The sequence below is a fragment of the Micromonospora sp. Utrum1 genome (genome assembly GCF_057197805.1).
The window spans coordinates 4,337,681-4,354,711 of record NZ_CM170071.1 but is presented as its reverse complement, the minus strand read 5'-3'; the positions used below and the strand labels follow the sequence as shown (position 1 = coordinate 4,354,711).

Here is a 17,031-nt window from a genome sequence, read left to right as displayed (position 1 = left end):
ATGGCGTTCCATGCCTCGGGATAGGTGCCGTTCACCACGCGCGAATGCCGACGTTTCGCCTCGATCACGGCAGCGCGAGCACGGCCTGGTGCCCCAGGTGGTCCGACGCCCACCGGCCGGCGGGGGTCTGCCGAGAGGCGCCGAAGACCTCGCTGGACACCGGCACCACCGTGCCCCGGACCAGCACCATGTCGATCCGGTGCTCGACGTCGTCGGCCGGCTCGGTCAGGTCGTCGCCCAGCCCGGCGGTGTAGCCGGGGTCGCCGGGGTGCAGGATCGGCCAGGTGTCGACCATCCCGCCGGCGACCAGGGCGAGGTACGCGAGCCGGTTGTTCGGATCGGGCAGTTCGGGCCCGCTGTTCAGGTCACCGACGAGGATCAGCCGGCCGGGCACGTTCAGCGGGCCGCGCAGCAGTTCCTGCGCCTGGAGCAGGCGTACGCCGGGGTGGAACGCCTCCAGGTGGGTGTTGACGAACCGGAAGGTGCGGCTGCCCAGCACGGCGTCGACCGCCGTCCAGCCGCGGGCGCTCGTGGCGGTGCCGCCCGTGGCGGCGAGCGGGAAGACCAGGTTGTTGACGAAGTTGCCCGACGAGGTGGCGTTCACCTTGACCCGGCCGCCGTGCCGCACCAGGATCACGTCCCGCATGGTGAGCCGGACGTCCCGCAGGTAGGGCGCCCCGGCCGGGGCTTCCAGGTCCGCCTCGTCGCGCACCACGACGACGTCGTACCGGTGGCCGGACCCGGCCAGCTCCGCCATCAGCAGCGCCAGGTAGTCGTACCGGACCTCGGTGGCCGGGGCCGGGTCGCCGAGCGGCCCGGTGCGCCAGAGCGCCACCTCCTGCAGGCCGACCAGGTCGGGCCCGCGCTCGCGGATCTCGTCGGCGATCAGCGCCGCCCGGGACGGGAAGTCGACCAGGTCCACGTGGCCCAGCAGGGCGGCGTTCGCGGCCAGGAACGCCGGCAGGGTCGGCGCGGTGATCGACGGCGTGAGGTCGCCGCCCAGGTAGAGGTTTCGGGTCAGCACGGAGACCTTGGGCCCGGCTTCCGCGTGTGCCGGCGGGGCGACGAGCCCCAGGCCGGCCACCGCGAGGGCGGCCGCGGTGGCCAGCCTGGCCAGGCGTCGGAGGTGTGCGCGAGGGCTGCCGTCCATGACTGTCGTCCTCTCCGGCGGGATCCGTGATCCGCGTACGCTAACGCCGGTCACGCCACCGTGGACACCGCCGTTCGGGCCACCTGCGCCTGGCGGTCAGGCCTGTGGCTGGCCGATGTTCACCATCCAGGCGACGCCGAACCGGTCCACGCACATGCCGAACTCGTCGCCCCACATCTGCTTCTCCAGCGGCATCGAGACGGTGCCGCCGTCGCAGAGCTGGTCCCACCAGCGGCGCAGGTCGTCCGCGTCGTCGCCGCTCAGGCTGATCGTGATGTTGTCGCCCACCGTGCGGGCCATGCCGGGCGGGGTGTCGGAGGCCATGAGCGTGAAGCCCTGGTCGGTCTCCAGCTGCGCGTGCATGATCCGGTCGGCCACCTGCGGGTCGGGGTTGCCGAACTCGCCGAAGGTGTTCACGCGCAGGTCGCCGCCGAACACCCGCTGGTAGTACTCCATCGCCTGCCGGGCGTCGTCCTCGAAGCTCAGGTAGGGATTCAATCTGGATGTCATCTCGCCTCCTCGGTCTCGTGACCTGCGCATCGTCGCACCGCGACGGGTGGAGGCCAACGAGGCGCGGCGAGCGAATGTGGACAGCGGTGGAGGTGGCGCCGTTGCCACCTCCACCGCTTTCCCCGCCGGTGCGCCGTCAGTTCTTCTGGAACGACTGGCGCACCACACCCCCCACCAGGGCGCACCAGGTGGTGGTGCTGACCTTGCCGTTCGGGTCGAGACCGTGCAGTTCCTGCAGGTCCTTGAGGGCCTTCTTGGTCGGGTAGTCGTACTCGCCGGTGATCGCCACGTCGGCGTAGCCCTTGGAGTTGAGCATGAACTGCACCGCCTGCACCGGGATGCCGGTGGCGTCCTTGTCCAGCTCGGGCGCGAGGGTCTCCCAGGTCGGCGCGGTGAGGGTGGCGTCGATGTCGACCGGAATGCCGTTGCGTGCCTGCCAGTCCTGCACCGCCGCCACGGTGGCGGCGTCGAACACGCCGGTGATCGGGACGGTGTAGCCGCGGAAGGTGAGCAGGCGCTGCGCGACCTGCACCACCGGGCCGCCGACGAAGCGCCAGATGTCCGGCCAGCGGCGGGCCGGCACGTCGGCCAGGTCGGTGCCGAGTTTGGCGAAGACCCGGCGACGCAGCGCCGGGAACTCCCGGTAGAACATCGCGCCCGGGCACTGCGTGGCGCGGAAGTCCCAGTGACCGAAGATGTCGTGCGCGTGCAGTCCGTACTGCTGGCAGACGGTGGTGCAGAGCTTCACCAGGGCGTCGAGCAGCTCGTCGGGCGGCGTGTCGGTGACGTAGGTGCCCTCGTTCTCGATGCCGATGGCCCGGCCGTTCTCGCCGGGGCAGTGCGCCGAGATCATCTGCCGGTCGCCGGCCTGCAACCGCTCCAGGCTGCCGTGCCGGCCCTCCAGGACGTGGCCGCCCCGGCTGACCGTGAAGTGCTGCCCGGTGTCCGACCAGCGGTTGACGTCCATGTGGAGGTCCTGGCAGTCGCGGGCGAGCTGCTTGGCGTGTTCCTCGGAGTAGTCCGTGCTGTTCGGGAACGCCATGTGGTGCACGATGATCTTGTTGGTAGCGATCGCGCTGATCGACAGCGGGTCCGCCGGCGGGCGGGCGCCCCACTCGTCGCAGCTGATGATCCAGTCGAGGTCCGCGCCCGGCGCGGCCTGAGCGGCGGCCGGGAAGGCGAGTTCGCTCCCGACGACCGCGACCGCGGCGGCGCCGAGGCCGGCCCGCAGCAGGGTACGACGGTCCAGCTCGGGGTGGTCGAAGTGCATGGCATCTCCTCAGTGGCCCGACGGATGTGCGGGCATGTAAAGGAACTCCAACTGCTGCGCGCGAAGTGGAGAATATTGCCAGGATCGGCCGACGCGCCAGAGGACAAATCCGACGAGTGCTGATCGTCGTGCCGATACCCGTCCGGCCGACCCGCGTCCCGCCCCAGGTCAGGGGCGGTTGGAAACGTTTTCGTAACGGCCTATTGACCTGACCGTCGAGTCGGGCGCAGACTCCCGGAAACGTTTACAGCAAACAGGTGGAGGTGCGGGGCGTGGGTCGTAAACGTTTACAGGAGTCGGCCGACGGCCGGCCGACGGTGCACACCGTCGCCGCCCGCGCCGGTGTCTCCATCGCGTCCGCCTCCCGCGTGCTCAACGGCGTCGGCGGCAGCCCGGAGACCGTCCGCAAGGTCCGCGAGGCCGCGGCCGAGGTCGACTACGTGCCCAACGCCATCGCCCGCTCGCTCCAGTCGCAGCGCACCGGGCTCGTCGCGCTCGCCGTCGAGGACATCGGCAACCCGGTGTACGTCGAGATGATGCGGGCCATCGAGTCCGTGGTCGCCGCGTCCGGCCGGCAGCTGCTGGTGCACGCGACCGGCGGGCGGATCGACAACGAGACCGCGCTCCTGCGCCGGCTGGCCCACCGCTACGTCGACGGGATGATCGTCTCCCCGATCCGGGTCACCGACGACCACCTCGCCGCGCTCGTCGACAGCCCGGTGCCGGTGGTCGTGGTCGGCCAGCTCGCCGCCGACGCGCCGGTGGACAACGTCCGCACCGACTCCCGTACCGGCGTGGGGCTGGCCGTCGACCACCTGGTCGCGGCCGGGCGGCGGCGGATCGGCTTCGTCAACGGCCCGCTGGACACGGTGCCCGGCGCGGCGCGCGACGCCGGCTTCCGGGCCACCCTCGCCGGGCACGGCATCGCGCTCGACGAGCGCCTGGTCGAGGTCGGCGACTTCCGCTACGCGGCCGGCCGGGCCGCCACCGAGCGCCTCCTCACCCGGGCCCGGCCCGACGCGCTGGTCTGCGCCAACGACCTGATCGCCGTCGGCGCGCTGCACGCCCTGCTGGCCGCCGGCCGGCGCGTCCCCGAGGACGTGGCGCTGGTCGGCATGGACGACACCGAGCTGGCCCGGATGATGTTCCCCCAGCTCTCCAGCGTCTCCCTCGGCTCGGCCGAGCGCGGTCGCCGGGCCGCCGAACTGCTGCTCCAGCGCATCGCCGACCCGACCCTGCTGCCGCGCCGCGAGCAGGTCGCCCCCAGTCTCGCCGTGCGCGCCTCCAGCGCCGCGACCCCGCTCCTCGTCCCCGAGCCGGCGCCCGCGCCGCGTACCCCGGAGGTGACGGCATGACCACGCTGGCCGAACGGCCCGACGTCGCCCGCGCCGACGGGCCGCGCGCGGCCCGGTCCCGCTCCGACCGGCTCGGCATCTACCTGCTGCTGCTCCCGTCGCTGCTGCCCATCGTGGTGCTCTCGGTCTTCCCGCTGGTGCGCGGCATCTACCTCGGCTTCACCGACGCCCGCGCCGGGCGCAACGTCGAGATCAGCTTCACCGGGCTGGCCAACTACCGAGAGCTCCTCGGCGACGAGTTGTTCTGGAACTCGTTCAAGATCGGCCTGCTCTGGGCGGTCGGGGTGACCGTGCTGCAGTTCGTGCTCGCGCTCGGCCTGGCCCTGCTGCTCAACCAGCAACTGCGGTTCCGCGGCGTGGCGCGGGTGCTGGCCGTGGTGCCCTGGGCGATGCCGCCGGTGGTCGTCGGCATCCTCTGGAAGCTGGTCTACCACCCGGACGCCGGCCTGCTGAACGAGTTCTTCCACCGGATCGGCGCCGACGGGCTGCGCACCAACTGGCTCGGCGACTTCAGCACCGCGCTGGTCGCGGTCATCATCGTCGGCGTCTGGGCCGGCATGCCGCAGACCACCGTCGTCCTCCTGGCCGGGTTGCAGGGCGTGCCGCGCGAGTTGCACGAGGCGGCCGCGGTGGACGGCGCCTCCACCTGGCACCGGTTCCGCAACGTCACGCTGCCCGCCATCGCGCCGGTCGTCGTGGCGATCACCTCGCTCGACTTCATCTGGAACTTCAACTCGTTCGGCCTGGTCTACGTGCTGACCGCGGGCGGGCCGGGCGGCAAGACCATGCTGCCGATGCTCTTCGCCTACGAGGAGGCGTTCCGCTACGGCAACTACGGCTACGCCGCCGCCCTCGGCAACGTCATGGTCGTGATCATCGTCGCGCTGCTCGCGGTCTACCTGCGACGCCGACTCCGGGAGGCGAACTGACATGTTCGGAAAGCCGAGCCGCACCGGGCGGACCCTCCAGTACGTCGCGCTGACCGGCTACCTGATCTTCCTGGGGTTCCCGCTGGTCTGGCTGCTCTCCACCGCGTTCAAGCCGCCGCGGGAACTGGTCCAGCTGCACCCCACGCTCATCCCGAGCAACCCCACCGTGCAGAACTTCGTGCAGGCCTTCACCGAGCAGCAGCTCGGCCGGGCCGCGCTCAACAGCCTTCAGGTGTCGCTCGCCTCGGCGGTGCTCACCGTGCTGGTCGCGCTGCCCGCGTCGTACGCGCTGGCTCGGTTCCGGACCCGGCTCGGCACCGTGGCGCTCGGCTGGGTGCTGCTGTCGCAGCTCTTCCCGTTCGTGCTTTTGATCATCCCGATCTTCCTGATCCTGCGGCAGGTCGGGCTGGCCAACACGCACGCCGGGCTGGTTCTGATCTACGTGGTGTGGGCGCTGCCGTTCGCGCTCTGGATGCTCCAGGGCTTCGTCCGCAACATCCCGCGCGAACTGGAGGAGGCGGCCAGCGTCGACGGCGCCAGCCGGCTGCAGACCCTGCGCCGGGTGGTCTTCCCGCTGCTCGCCCCGGGCATCGTGGCCACCGCGCTGTTCTCCTTCATCTCCGCGTGGAACGAGTTCTTCTTCGCCCTGGTGCTGGTCAAGACGCCCGAGCTGGCGACCCTGCCGGTCGCCCTGGCCCGGTTCGTCGGCATCGAGGGCACCGCCCGTCTGGGTCCGCTGGCGGCCGGTTCGCTCCTGGCCACCCTGCCCAGCCTGATCTTCTTCGCGGTCATGCAACGCCGCCTCTCGTCCGGGTCGCTCGCCGGCGCGGTCAAGGGCTGACCACATCCCCCAACCACCACCACCAAGGAGGAACCCCCATGCTCCGTAGCAGGTTCCGTCGACTCGCCGCGGCCGCCGCGGTCGCGGTCGTCGGCCTCGGCGCCCTCACCGCGTGCGGTGACGGCGGGGGCGAGGACGAGAACTCGTCCGGCCCCGCCAAGCTGCGCTTCCTCAGCCTCGCCTGGCAGAAGGAGTCGCTGCAGGCCAACAAGGACCTGGTCGCCAAGTGGAACGCCGAGCACCCGGACATCCAGGTCGAGTACGTCCAGGGTGACTGGAACTCGGTGCACGACCAGCTGGTCACCTCGTTCGAGGGCGGTGACGTGGCCGACATCGTGCACTACGAGGCCTCCGCCATCGGCGAGTTCAGCAAGCAGGGCTACCTGGCCGACGTCTCCAAGCTGCTCAGCGACGACTTCAAGGGCCAGATCGACCCGGGCGTCTGGGACACCGCCACCTTCGACGGCAAGGTCGCCGGCGTGCCGTTCCTGCTGGAGTCGCAGGTCGTCATCGCCAACAAGAAGCTGCTCGACGCCGCCGGCATCGCGGTCCCGCCCGCCGACGGCGGCTGGACCTGGGACGAGTTCCAGGCCAACGCCCAGAAGCTCACCAAGCCCGGCCAGTACGGCGCGGCCTGGGCGCTCAAGTCGCCCACCAACCGGGTGCTGAACCTGGCGCTCAACTACGACGGCAAGTTCTTCTACAGCGACGGCGGCAAGACCGAGGTCAAGGTCGGCGACGCGGAGAAGGAGGTGCCGAAGCGGATCCACGACATGCTCTACACCAGCAAGTCGGCCTCCCCGGAGGCGCTCGGCATGAGCGGCGCGGACACCCTGCCCGGCTTCTTCGGCGGCAAGTACGCGATGCTCCCCGGCTCGGTCTCGCTGCGCCAGCAGATGGTCGAGCAGGCCCCCGCCGGCTTCGAGTGGGTGACCCTCCCGCCGATCAAGGGCCTCTCGGCCAAGCAGGCCGCCAACCCGCAGACGCTGTCCATCACCGAGGACAGCAAGCACAAGAAGCAGGCCGCGCAGTTCCTGGAGTGGTTCCTCAACCCGAGCAACATGGCCGCGCTGGCCAAGGGTGACTGGCTGGTGCCCACCGGCAAGCAGGCCAACCAGGAGCTGGTCAAGGCCACCGGCGGCAAGCAGGGCTGGGACGTCGCCGCCGACAGCGCCGCCGACCTCACCGTCGCCCCGTTCCAGAAGGCCGACGGCTACCCGGAGTGGAAGACCAAGTACGCCACCCCGGCCCTCCAGCAGTACTTCGCCAACAAGATCACCCTGGACCAGCTCGGCACGCAGCTGGTCGACGGTGGCAAGCAGGTTCTGAGGTAACCATGTCACTTTTGCTCGACACGTCGGTCGGCTGCCTGGTCGGCGCCGCGGTGGGCGACGCCCTCGGCGGCGCCACCGAGACGGCCCTTCCAGAGCAGATCCGCGCCCGCTTCGGCGGCTGGGTCGAGGGGATCGTTCCCCCGTACCACGCCGACTGGGCCACCGCGCGGCCACTCGCGCCGTACCACAAGGGCGACGGGCACATCACCGACGACACGTTGATGACCCACGCCCTGGTCCGGGCGTACGCGGCCAAGCGGGACCACCTCGACGCGTACGACGTGGTGGAACTGCTCGTCCCCGACCTGATCGAGCGGGTGGTGTACATCCCGGACCTGGAGCGGGAGGGGGTGACCTTCCACCGCCTGGCCGCGGCCGAGCGGTGGCTGGTCACCCGCCTGCACCACGCCCACGCCGACCCGCGCGAGGCGGGCGTGGGCAACATCGTCAACTGCGGCGCCGCCATGTACATGGCGCCGGTCGGCATCGTGAACGCCGGCGACCCGGCCGGGGCGTACGCCGAGGCCGTGGAGATCGCCGGGGCGCACCAGCAGAGCTACGGCCGGGAGGCCGCGGCGGTCTTCGCCGCCGCGGTCGCCGCCGCCGCGACCCCCGGCGCGAACGTCGACGATGTCGTCGCCGCCGCCCTCGACCTGGCCCGCGACGGCACCCGCGCCGCGATCGACGCGGTGGTCAAGGAGGCCCGCGGGCACGACGACTGGAAGGCCGCCATCCCGGCGCTGCGCGCCGCGGTGGCCCCCTACGACACGGTGGGGGAGGAGTACCGCAGCCCCGGGCTGGGCGCCCGCCGCCCGAGCCGGCTGCACGCCATCGAGGAACTCCCGGTGGCGCTGGGCATGCTGGTGGTGGCCGGCGGCGACTACCGCGCCGCGGTGCTCGGGTCGGTCAACTACGGCCGGGACGCGGACTCCACCGCCACCATGGCCGGCGCGATCGCCGGCGCGCTCGGGGGCGCGGCGGCGGTGCCGGCCGAGTGGTCGGAGGTCGTCGCGACGGCGTCCCGCACCGACCTGGTCGAGCCCGCCCGGGTCCTCGCCCGGGTGGCCACCGAGGTGTTCGACCGCGACCGGGAGCGCTTCGCCCGGCGTGCCGAGCGGTTCGGCGGGCTGGCATGAGCGCTGCCGGGACTCCGGCGGCCGGGCTGCGGCTGACCTGGGTGCAGCCGGAGGACCTGCTGCCGCACGAGCTGGCCGCGAGCCGCGACGAGGGCCGGGACGTCACCGCCCTGGCCGACCGCTGGGCGGCGGCCGGCGGCGAGGTCACCGCCCCGGTCAGCGGGGCCTCGCCGGTGCCCGCGTCGCCGGGCCTGCGCGCCCTCGCCGTCGACCTGCTCGACGCCGCCGACGCGCTGCCCGGACCGGACACCGCGGACGAGCCCGACGACCTCGACGCGGTCCGCAAGACCTGGCCGGGCGCCTGGGACCTGCCGACCGCCGTCGACCGGGACCGGCTGCACGGCGCCTGGCTCGGCCGGGCGGCCGGCTGCCTGCTCGGCAAGCCGGTGGAGAAGATCCCCCGGCACGGGATCCGGGAGATCCTCTCCGCCACCGGCCGGTGGCCGCTGCGCGACTGGTTCACGGCCCAGGGGCTCCCGGCCGAGGTGGCCGCCCGCTGGCCGTGGAACCGGCGCAGCGCCCCCACCAGCCTGGCCGAGAACATCGCCGGCATGCCCGAGGACGACGACCTCAACTTCGCCCTGCTGGCGCTGCGCGTCCTGGAGACCCACGGCCCCGGCTTCACCAGCGCCGACGTGGCGCAGGCGTGGCTGGACTGGCTGCCGGCCGGGCGGGTCTTCACCGCCGAGCGGGTCGCCTACCGCAACCTGCTGCTCGGCCTCACCCCGCCGGAGACCGCCCGCCGGCACAACCCGTTCCGGGAGTGGATCGGCGCGCAGATCCGCACCGACGTGTACGGCTGGACCAACCCCGGCCGCCCCGACCGGGCCGCCGAGGCCGCCTGGCGCGACGCCGCCGTCAGCCACGTCCGGGCCGGGGCGTACGGGGCGATCTGGGTGGCCGCCATGGCCGCGGCGGCGCCGGTGGCCGCTGACGTCGACGCGGTGCTGGACGCCGGCGAGTCGGTGCTGCCCCCGGGCAGCCGGTTCACCGCCGCCGTCCGGGAGGCGCGCGCCCTCGGCGCGACCGGGGACGACTGGGAGAGCATCGTGGACACCCTCTACGCGCGGCACGGTCACCTGCACTGGGTGCACGTCCGCAACAACGCGACCCTGGTCGCGGCGGCCCTGGCGTACGGGCGGGGCGACCTGGAGCGGTCCATCTGCGCGGTGGTCGCCGGTGGCTGGGACACCGACTCCAACGGGGCCACCGTCGGCGCGGTCACCGGGGCGCTCACCGGCGCCGCCCGGCTGCCCGGCCGCTGGGTCGCGCCACTGCGCAACCGGCTGGCCAGCAGCATCGCCGGCTTCGACGGCATCGGCTTCGACGAGTTGGCCGACCGTACCCTCGCCCTTGCCGTGGGGAGGCCCGCATGAGCGCCCGGGTGGTGGTGGTCGGCAGCGCCAACCTGGACCTGGTGGTCACCGCGCCGCAGCTGCCACGGCCCGGCGAGACGGTGCTCGGCGACGACTTCCGGATGGTGCCCGGCGGAAAGGGCGCCAACCAGGCGGTCGCCGCCGCCCGGGCCGGCGCGGCCTGCGGCTTCGTCGGGGCGGTCGGCGGCGACGGGTTCGGCGGGCTGCTGCGGGACAACCTGGCCGCGGCGGGCGTCGACCTGCACGGGCTGCGCACGGTCGACGGGCCGTCGGGGGTGGCGCTGATCGCCGTCGACCACGCGGCGGAGAACTGCATCGTGGTGGCCCCCGGCGCGAACGCCGCGCTGACCCTCGACGACGCCGACCGCGGCGCGGTGGCCGCGGCCGACGTGCTGCTGCTGCAACTGGAGGTGCCGCTGTCGGAGGTCAGCCGGGCCGCCGGCTGGGCCCGAGCCGGCGGCGCCGCCGTGGTGCTCAACGCCGCCCCGGCCCGGCCGCTCCCCACCGAACTGCTCGACCTGGTCGACGTGCTGGTGGTCAACGAGCACGAGGCAGCGGTCGTCGCCGGGGTGTTCACCGACGAGCCGGCCGCGCTGCTCGACGCCCTGGTCGGCCTGGTGCCCCGCGTGGTGCTCACCCTCGGCGCACGCGGCGCCGCCTACGCCGACCGGGACGGCGCCCGGATCGAGGTGCCCGCCCCGAAGATCGACGCGGTGGACACCACGGCCGCCGGCGACGCGTTCACCGGGGCGCTCGCGGTCGCCCTGGCCGAACGCGGCGGCCTCACCGGGGCCACCGCCACCGCCGTGCTGCGCTGGGCGTGCGCCGCCGGCGCGGCCTGCGCCGAGCGCCCCGGCGCGTCCACCGCCCTGCCCGAGCGGGCCGCCATCGACGCGCTGTCCGCCGCCACCTACGGAGGGGTCGAGTGAGCTTCAACCCGTACGTGCCCCGGCCGATCGACCGGCCCACCGAGGTGCCGCTCGGCGGGCACGCCGACCTGTCCACGCTGGACGAGGCGAAGATCTTCGCGGCCCCCGACGACCCCGCCGACTGGCCGGCGTGGCGGGAGCAGCTCACCCGGTGGCGGGCCGACGCCCGCGCCCGGCTGGGCTACACCGGCGCGCACTACGACGAGATCGCCGGGGACTGCTTCACCGTCTGCCTCGCCTGGCTCTGGGACGAGACGCTGTACGACCACGACCGCGGCGAGTTCACCGTCGAGGCGTTCCTCGACGCCGCCCGGCGTGACTTCGGCGGCTTCGACGGGGTGGTGCTCTGGCACGCGTACCCGGTGATCGGGCTGGACGAGCGCAACCAGTTCGACTGGTACCGCGACGTGCCCGAGCTGCCCGAGGTGGTCCGTGCCTTCCAGGCCGCCGGGGTCCGGGTGTTCGTCGACTACAACCCGTGGGACACCGGCACCAGGCGGGAGCCCGGCGTCGACGCCGAGGAGGTCGCCGCGCTGGGCGCCACCCTCGGCGTCGACGGCGTCTTCCTGGACACCCTCAAGGAGGGCGCCGGCGAGCTGCGCAAGGCCCTCGACGCGGTGCGTCCCGGCCTGGTCCTGGAGGGGGAGAGCCGGGTGCCGCTGGCCCGGATCGAAGACCACGCGATGTCCTGGGCGCAGTGGTTCGCCGACTCGGACACGCCCGGCGTGCTGCGGGCCAAGTGGTTCGAGCGCCGGCACGTCCTGCACCACACCCGCCGCTGGCACCGCGACCACCTCGACGAGCTGCATTCCGCCTGGCTCAACGGCTGTGGCGTGCTGGTCTGGGAGAGCGTCTTCGGCGTCTGGGTCGGCTGGAACGAGCGGGACCGGGCCGTGCTGCGGGCCATGCGCCGGGTGCAGGCCAGCCACGCCGCCTGGTTGCGCGCCGAGGACTGGGTCCCGCTCGCCGACCACCCCGGCAACGGCCAGGTGTACGCGTCCCGCTGGACCCACGACGACGAGCCGCTGTGGACCGTGGTCAACCGGGGCGGCGACCACGACGGGCCCTGGCTGCTCGCCGACCGCCGGCCCGGGCGCTTCGTCGACCTGGTCACCGGCGCCGAGCTGACCGTCAGCGAGCTGGAGGACGGCCGGGTGGCCGTCGGCGGGCCGCTGCCCGCCGGAGCGATAGCCGCCGTGGTCGCCACCGACACCCCGGTGCCCCGGCACGAGCCGCCCACCGGCGACCCGTCCTTCCCGGCCCGCGCCGCCGTGCGCGCCCGCACCCCGTGGTCGCCCCTCGCCGCCCTGCCCGACGGCATGGTCACCGTCGAGGGCGGCCGGCACGAGTTGACCGTCCGCCACCGGGTCCGGGAGACCGGCCTCTACGGCGAGACCCCGTACGTCGACGAGTGGAAGCCGCTGCCGCCCCGCCTGCACCACACCGGCACGCTGCGCCGGCAGGTCCGGCTCGGCCGCTTCGCCATCGACACCCACGAGGTCACCCACGGCGAGTACGCCCGCTTCCTCGCCGCCACCGGCTACCGGCCGGTCCGGCCGGAACGGTTCACCGCCGGGCAGGGTCCCGCCGACGCCCCGGTCACCGGGGTCGACCTCGCCGACGCGCGGGCGTACGCCGACTGGGCCGGGCTGCGGCTGCCCACCGAGGACGAGTGGCAGGTGGCCGCCGAGGCGGGCCTGCTGGTCCGGCGGGAGCCGCTGGTGTGGAACCTGACCGAGAGCGAGCACTCCGACGGGCGGACCCGCTTCGTCATCCTCAAGGGCGGCTGCGCGTACCGGGCGGAGGGCTCCGACTGGTACCTCGACGGCGGCCCGCAGCCGCCCGACGTGTCGGTGAAGCTGCTGCTCACCGGCGCCGGCCTCACCCGCTCCACCTCGCTCGGCTTCCGCTGTGCCGCCGACCTGCCCGAAGGAGCCCTCCGATGAGAAGAGCGTGGCGCCCCGGTGCCGCCCTGGTCGCCCTGCTGACCGCCGTCGGGCTCGCCGGCCTCGCGCCGGAGACCGCCGTCGCCGGCCGGGAGCGGTCCGGCACCCTCACCACCGCCACCGCCCCCTCGTCGGCCCTCGGCGCCGGCATCGACTACACCGTCTACCTGCCGTACGGCTATGCCGACGCGGCGCACGCCGGCACCCGCTATCCGGTGCTCTACCTGCTGCACGGGCGCGGCGACACCATGCAGGCGTGGACACGGGTGAAGAGCGACCTGGACCGGCTCATCGCCGACGGCGAGGTGCCGCCGGTGATCGCCGTGCTGCCCGACGCGCCGTGGAGCGAGCGCGGCAACTGGTACGTCGACTCCGCGTACACCGGCGCCGACCGCCCCGGCCGGCCGGTGGAGACCGCCCTGACCCGGGATCTCGTCACGCATGTCGACGCCACCTACCGCACCGCCGCGCACCGGAACGCTCGGCTGGTCGGCGGCTACTCGATGGGCGGCGCCGGCGCGCTGCGCTACGCCCTCGCCCACCAGGACCTCTTCGCCAACGCGCTGCTGCTCAGCCCCGCCGTCTACCGGCCGCTGCCGCCGGCCGACTCCTCGGCCCGCGAGTTCGGCGCGTTCGGCGACGGCGACCAGCCCTTCTCCGACGAGGTGTACCAGCGGCTGAACTACCAGGCCCTGCTCCCCAACCTCGACGCCGAGTCGCCGGTGCGGATGTTCATCGCCGTCGGCGACGACGAGTGGGCCAACCCCGACCCGGCCGACGCTGCGCACGACCTCGACTACGAGGCCGCCACCCTCTACAACACGATGCGCCGGGCCGACGGCGTCGCCGCCGAGTTCCGCGTCCTCGACGGCGGGCACGACTGGGACGTCTGGCGGCCCGCGTTCGTCGACGGCCTGAAGCACCTGGCCGCCACGCTCAGCGTCACCCCGCCGGCCGGGCTGCCGGCCCCGCTGTACGGCACCGTCGGCGCGGACTGGGCCGGCGGCGTCGCCGCCCACCCGGACGGCGACGTCACCCTCGGCTACGCGGCCTCGGGCGGCGTCGCCGGCCAGCCGTACGCGGGTGGCCTCGACGCCGTCCTCACCCGGCTCACCGCCGACCGGCGCACGGTCCGCTGGACCAGCCAGTTCGGCACCACCGCCAACGACCGGCTCTACGGGACCGTGCCGCTGCCCGACGGCAGCGTGCTCACCGCCGGGTACACCCGCGGTGACCTCGACGGTCGGCACCCGGGCAGCCCCGCCGACGACGCGTTCGTGGCGAAGCTGACCGCCACCGGGCAGCGGGCCTGGCTCACCCAGGCCGGCGACCCCGCGAAGGCCGACCGGTTCTACGCGGTCGCCGCCGCCCCCGACGGCGGCGCGTACGTCGCCGGCTACACCAGCGGCGCATTCGGCGGGGCCAGCGCCGGCGACAAGGACGCCGTGCTCGCCCGGATCGCGCCGGACGGCACGGTGGCCTGGAGCCGGCAGTTCGGCGGACCCGGCGAGGACAAGGCGTACGCCGTCGCGGCCGACGCCGACGGCGTCTACGTGGCCGGCGGCACCTCGGGCGCGCTGCCCGGCACCACCGCCCTGGGCGGGGCCGACGGCTGGCTGGCCGGGTTCGCCCCCGACGGCGCGCACAACTGGCTCACCGTGGCCGGCGGCGCCGGGGACGACCTGCTCGGCGGGGTCACCGTCACCGGCGCCGGCCAGGTGGTGGCCACCGGCGCCACCGCCGGCGACGTGCTCACCGTGGCGTACACCGCCACGGGTGCGCAGCGCTGGCGGACCGTCACCGGCGGGCGCGGCGCGGACGCCGGCACCGATGTGCTGGCCCTCGCCGACGGCACCCTCGCAGTGGTCGGCTTCACCGGCAGCACCCTCGGCGTGCCGGCCGGCGGCGCGGACGTGCTCACCCTGCGCCTCGACGCCCGGGGCCGGCAGGTCGCCGTCGCCCAGTACGGCACCGCCCGCGACGACGCGGCCGACCCGTTCGGCGAGGAAAACGCCTACGCCACCGTCGGACCCGACGGCCGGCTGCTGGTCAGCGGCCGCACCGCCGGTACGCCCGACGGCGGCGCCGCGCTCGGCAACGGGGACGTGTTCCTCGCCGCCGTCGACCCGGCGAAGGGGACCCCATGACCACGTCCGCACCGCTGCACGGCGTCAAGGTCGTCGACCTGGCCACCCTCTTCGCCGGCCCACTGGCCGCCGCGTTTCTCGGCGACTTCGGCGCCGACGTGGTCAAGGTGGAGCATCCGGCCAAGCCCGACCCGTCCCGCGGGCACGGCCCCGCCAAGGACGGCGTCGGCCTGTGGTGGAAGGTGCTCGGCCGCAACAAGCGGACCGTCACGCTCAACCTCTCCGACCCGGCGGGCGCGGAACTGCTGCGCCGGCTCCTCGCCGACGCCGACGTGCTGGTGGAGAACTTCCGCCCCGGCACCCTGGAACGCTGGGGCCTCGGCCCGGACGAGTTGCACGCGGTCAACCCGCGGCTGGTGATCGCCCGGATCAGCGGCTTCGGGCAGGTCGGCCCGTACGCGCCCCGGCCCGGGTTCGGCACCCTCGCCGAGGCGATGAGCGGCTTCGCCGCGGCCACCGGGGAACCCGACGGGCCGCCGACCCTGCCTCCGTTCGGCCTGGCCGACTCGGTCACCGCGCTGGCCGCCGCGTACGCGGTCATGCTGGCCCTGCGCGGCCGGGACCTGACCGGCCGGGGCCAGGTCGTCGACCTGGCCATCATCGAACCGATCATGGCGATGCTCGGCCCGCAGATCACCTGGTACGACCAGCTCGGCTACGTGCAGCCGCGGCTGGGCAACCGGTCCAACAACAACGCGCCCCGCAACACCTACCGCTGCGCCGACGGGCGGTGGGTGGCCGTGTCCACCAGCGCGCAGAGCATCGCCGAGCGGGTCGTCCGGCTCGTCGGCCGCCCGGAACTGGTCGACGAGCCGTGGTTCGCCACCGGCAGCGGGCGGGCCGCGCACGCCGACGAACTCGACGAGGCGGTCGGCGCCTGGGTGGCGAAGCGCGACCGGGACGAGGTGGTGGCCGCGTTCGAGGCGGCCCAGGCCGCCGTCGCCCCCGTCTACGACGTGCGGGACATCCTCGCCGATCCGCAGTACGCGGCGCTGGGCACCGTGGTCACCGTCCCCGACGAGGAACTGGGGGATGTGCGGATGCAGAACGTGCCGTTCCGGATGTCGGACAGCCCCGGGGAGATCCGGCACGCCGGCCGCCGCCACGGCCAGGACACCGACGCGGTGTTCGGCGCGCTCGGCCTGACCGGCGACGAGCTGGCCGCGCTGCGCGAGCGCGGGGTGATCTGATGCTGCTCACCTGGCTCTACGTGCCCGGCGACCGGCCCGACCGGTTCGCCAAGGCGGTCGCCGCCGGCGCCGACGCGGTCATCCTCGACCTGGAGGACGCCGTCGTCGCCGGCCGCAAGGCGTACGCCCGGGCGGCGGTCGCGGACTTCCTCGCCGACCCGCAGCCGCTGCCCGTGCAGGTCCGGGTCAACGAGCTGACCGGCCCGGACGTCGCCGCCGACCTGGCCGCCGTCGCCGGCCGGCCGGGGCTGGCCGGGCTGCGCCTGCCCAAGGTGGAGTCCCCGGCGACCGTGGCCGACGTGGCGGCCCGGGTCGACACCCCGCTGCACCCGCTGGTCGAGTCGGCCGTCGGGCTGGAGTCCGCGTACGCGATCGCGGCCGCCCACCCGGCGGTGGCCTCGCTCGGGCTCGGCGAGGCCGACCTCCGCTCCGACCTGGGCGTCGCCGACGACGACGGCCTGCTCTGGGCCCGCGGCCGGGTGGTGGTCGCGGCCCGCGCGGCCGGCCTGCCGCCGCCGGCCATGTCGGTGTACGCCGACGTCGCCGACCTCGACGGCCTGGCCGCCTCCTGCGCGGCCGGGCGGCGGCTCGGCTTCCTCGGGCGGGCCGCCATCCACCCGCGCCAGCTGCCGGTGATCGCCGACGCGTTCCGCCCGGGCGACCGGGAGGTGGACCGGGCCCGGGAACTGCTCGCCGCGGTCGCCGACGCGCAGGCCCGAGACTCCGGCACCGTGGTGCTGCCCGACGGGCGGTTCGCCGACCGGGCCATGGTGGCCGCCGCCCGCCGGGTCGTCGACCTGGCCGCCCGCTAGGCCGCCTGACCCGGCGTCCTCCACCGTCCGCCGCCGGCCCGGCACGATCGCCGGATCCCCGGCCGGCACAACGGCCCGTACGCTGGCCCGGGCCGGCACGGGAGCG

At 74.3% G+C, this 17,031-nt stretch carries 14 protein-coding genes; 11 read left to right on the top strand and 3 right to left on the bottom strand.

The annotated features are described in order from the left end of the window. Window positions 1-64: 64 nt before the first annotated feature. From AC0OLQ_RS20575 to AC0OLQ_RS20565, 3 genes are all read right to left on the bottom strand, one after another. A complete protein-coding gene (locus AC0OLQ_RS20575; RefSeq protein WP_484527580.1) occupies window positions 65-1,150 on the bottom strand; it encodes an endonuclease/exonuclease/phosphatase family protein in 1,086 nt (361 codons plus the stop codon). Window positions 1,151-1,246: 96 nt separating this feature from the next. Further along, window positions 1,247-1,660, bottom strand: a complete 414-nt coding sequence (locus AC0OLQ_RS20570; protein WP_357341696.1) for a VOC family protein — start codon at window positions 1,658-1,660, stop codon at window positions 1,247-1,249. Window positions 1,661-1,796: 136 nt separating this feature from the next. Beyond that, window positions 1,797-2,930, bottom strand: coding sequence for a peptidoglycan recognition protein family protein (locus tag AC0OLQ_RS20565; protein ID WP_484527579.1), 1,134 nt, complete (start codon window positions 2,928-2,930; stop codon window positions 1,797-1,799). A gap of 272 nt (window positions 2,931-3,202) precedes the next feature. On the opposite strand from AC0OLQ_RS20565, the gene AC0OLQ_RS20560 reads away from it, so the two are divergent. The 11 genes from AC0OLQ_RS20560 to AC0OLQ_RS20510 are packed head-to-tail and all read left to right on the top strand — an operon-like array spanning window position 3,203 to window position 16,925. Next, complete coding sequence (locus tag AC0OLQ_RS20560) at window positions 3,203-4,285, top strand: LacI family DNA-binding transcriptional regulator (protein WP_484527578.1); 1,083 nt, start codon at window positions 3,203-3,205, stop codon at window positions 4,283-4,285. Beyond that, a complete protein-coding gene (locus AC0OLQ_RS20555) occupies window positions 4,282-5,214 on the top strand; it encodes a carbohydrate ABC transporter permease (RefSeq protein WP_484527577.1) in 933 nt (310 codons plus the stop codon). The genes AC0OLQ_RS20560 and AC0OLQ_RS20555 overlap by 4 nt, the downstream gene beginning before the upstream one ends. A 1-nt stretch (window position 5,215) precedes the next feature. Beyond that, window positions 5,216-6,055 carry a carbohydrate ABC transporter permease gene (locus AC0OLQ_RS20550; RefSeq protein ID WP_484527576.1) on the top strand — a complete coding sequence of 280 codons (840 nt, stop codon included), beginning with the start codon at window positions 5,216-5,218 and terminating at the stop codon, window positions 6,053-6,055. 38 nt (window positions 6,056-6,093) lie between these two features. Next, window positions 6,094-7,389 (top strand): ABC transporter substrate-binding protein, encoded by a 1,296-nt coding sequence (locus tag AC0OLQ_RS20545; protein WP_484527575.1) that lies wholly within the window; start codon window positions 6,094-6,096, stop codon window positions 7,387-7,389. A gap of 2 nt (window positions 7,390-7,391) precedes the next feature. Further along, the gene (locus AC0OLQ_RS20540) at window positions 7,392-8,525 is read left to right on the top strand and encodes an ADP-ribosylglycohydrolase family protein (protein ID WP_484527574.1); all 1,134 of its coding nucleotides are present in this window, start codon (window positions 7,392-7,394) and stop codon (window positions 8,523-8,525) included. Further along, window positions 8,522-9,901, top strand: coding sequence for an ADP-ribosylglycohydrolase family protein (locus tag AC0OLQ_RS20535; protein WP_484527573.1), 1,380 nt, complete (start codon window positions 8,522-8,524; stop codon window positions 9,899-9,901). The genes AC0OLQ_RS20540 and AC0OLQ_RS20535 overlap by 4 nt, the downstream gene beginning before the upstream one ends. Continuing rightward, the gene (locus AC0OLQ_RS20530) at window positions 9,898-10,830 is read left to right on the top strand and encodes a PfkB family carbohydrate kinase (protein ID WP_484527572.1); all 933 of its coding nucleotides are present in this window, start codon (window positions 9,898-9,900) and stop codon (window positions 10,828-10,830) included. Before AC0OLQ_RS20535 ends, AC0OLQ_RS20530 begins: the two co-directional genes overlap by 4 nt. Next, window positions 10,827-12,776 (top strand): formylglycine-generating enzyme family protein, encoded by a 1,950-nt coding sequence (locus tag AC0OLQ_RS20525; protein WP_484527571.1) that lies wholly within the window; start codon window positions 10,827-10,829, stop codon window positions 12,774-12,776. Before AC0OLQ_RS20530 ends, AC0OLQ_RS20525 begins: the two co-directional genes overlap by 4 nt. Next, window positions 12,773-14,923, top strand: a complete 2,151-nt coding sequence (locus tag AC0OLQ_RS20520) for an alpha/beta hydrolase-fold protein (protein ID WP_484527570.1) — start codon at window positions 12,773-12,775, stop codon at window positions 14,921-14,923. Before AC0OLQ_RS20525 ends, AC0OLQ_RS20520 begins: the two co-directional genes overlap by 4 nt. Beyond that, window positions 14,920-16,113, top strand: coding sequence for a CaiB/BaiF CoA transferase family protein (locus AC0OLQ_RS20515; protein WP_484527569.1), 1,194 nt, complete (start codon window positions 14,920-14,922; stop codon window positions 16,111-16,113). The genes AC0OLQ_RS20520 and AC0OLQ_RS20515 overlap by 4 nt, the downstream gene beginning before the upstream one ends. Next, window positions 16,113-16,925, top strand: a complete 813-nt coding sequence (locus tag AC0OLQ_RS20510) for an HpcH/HpaI aldolase/citrate lyase family protein (RefSeq protein ID WP_484527568.1) — start codon at window positions 16,113-16,115, stop codon at window positions 16,923-16,925. The genes AC0OLQ_RS20515 and AC0OLQ_RS20510 overlap by 1 nt, the downstream gene beginning before the upstream one ends. Window positions 16,926-17,031: the final 106 nt, after the last annotated feature.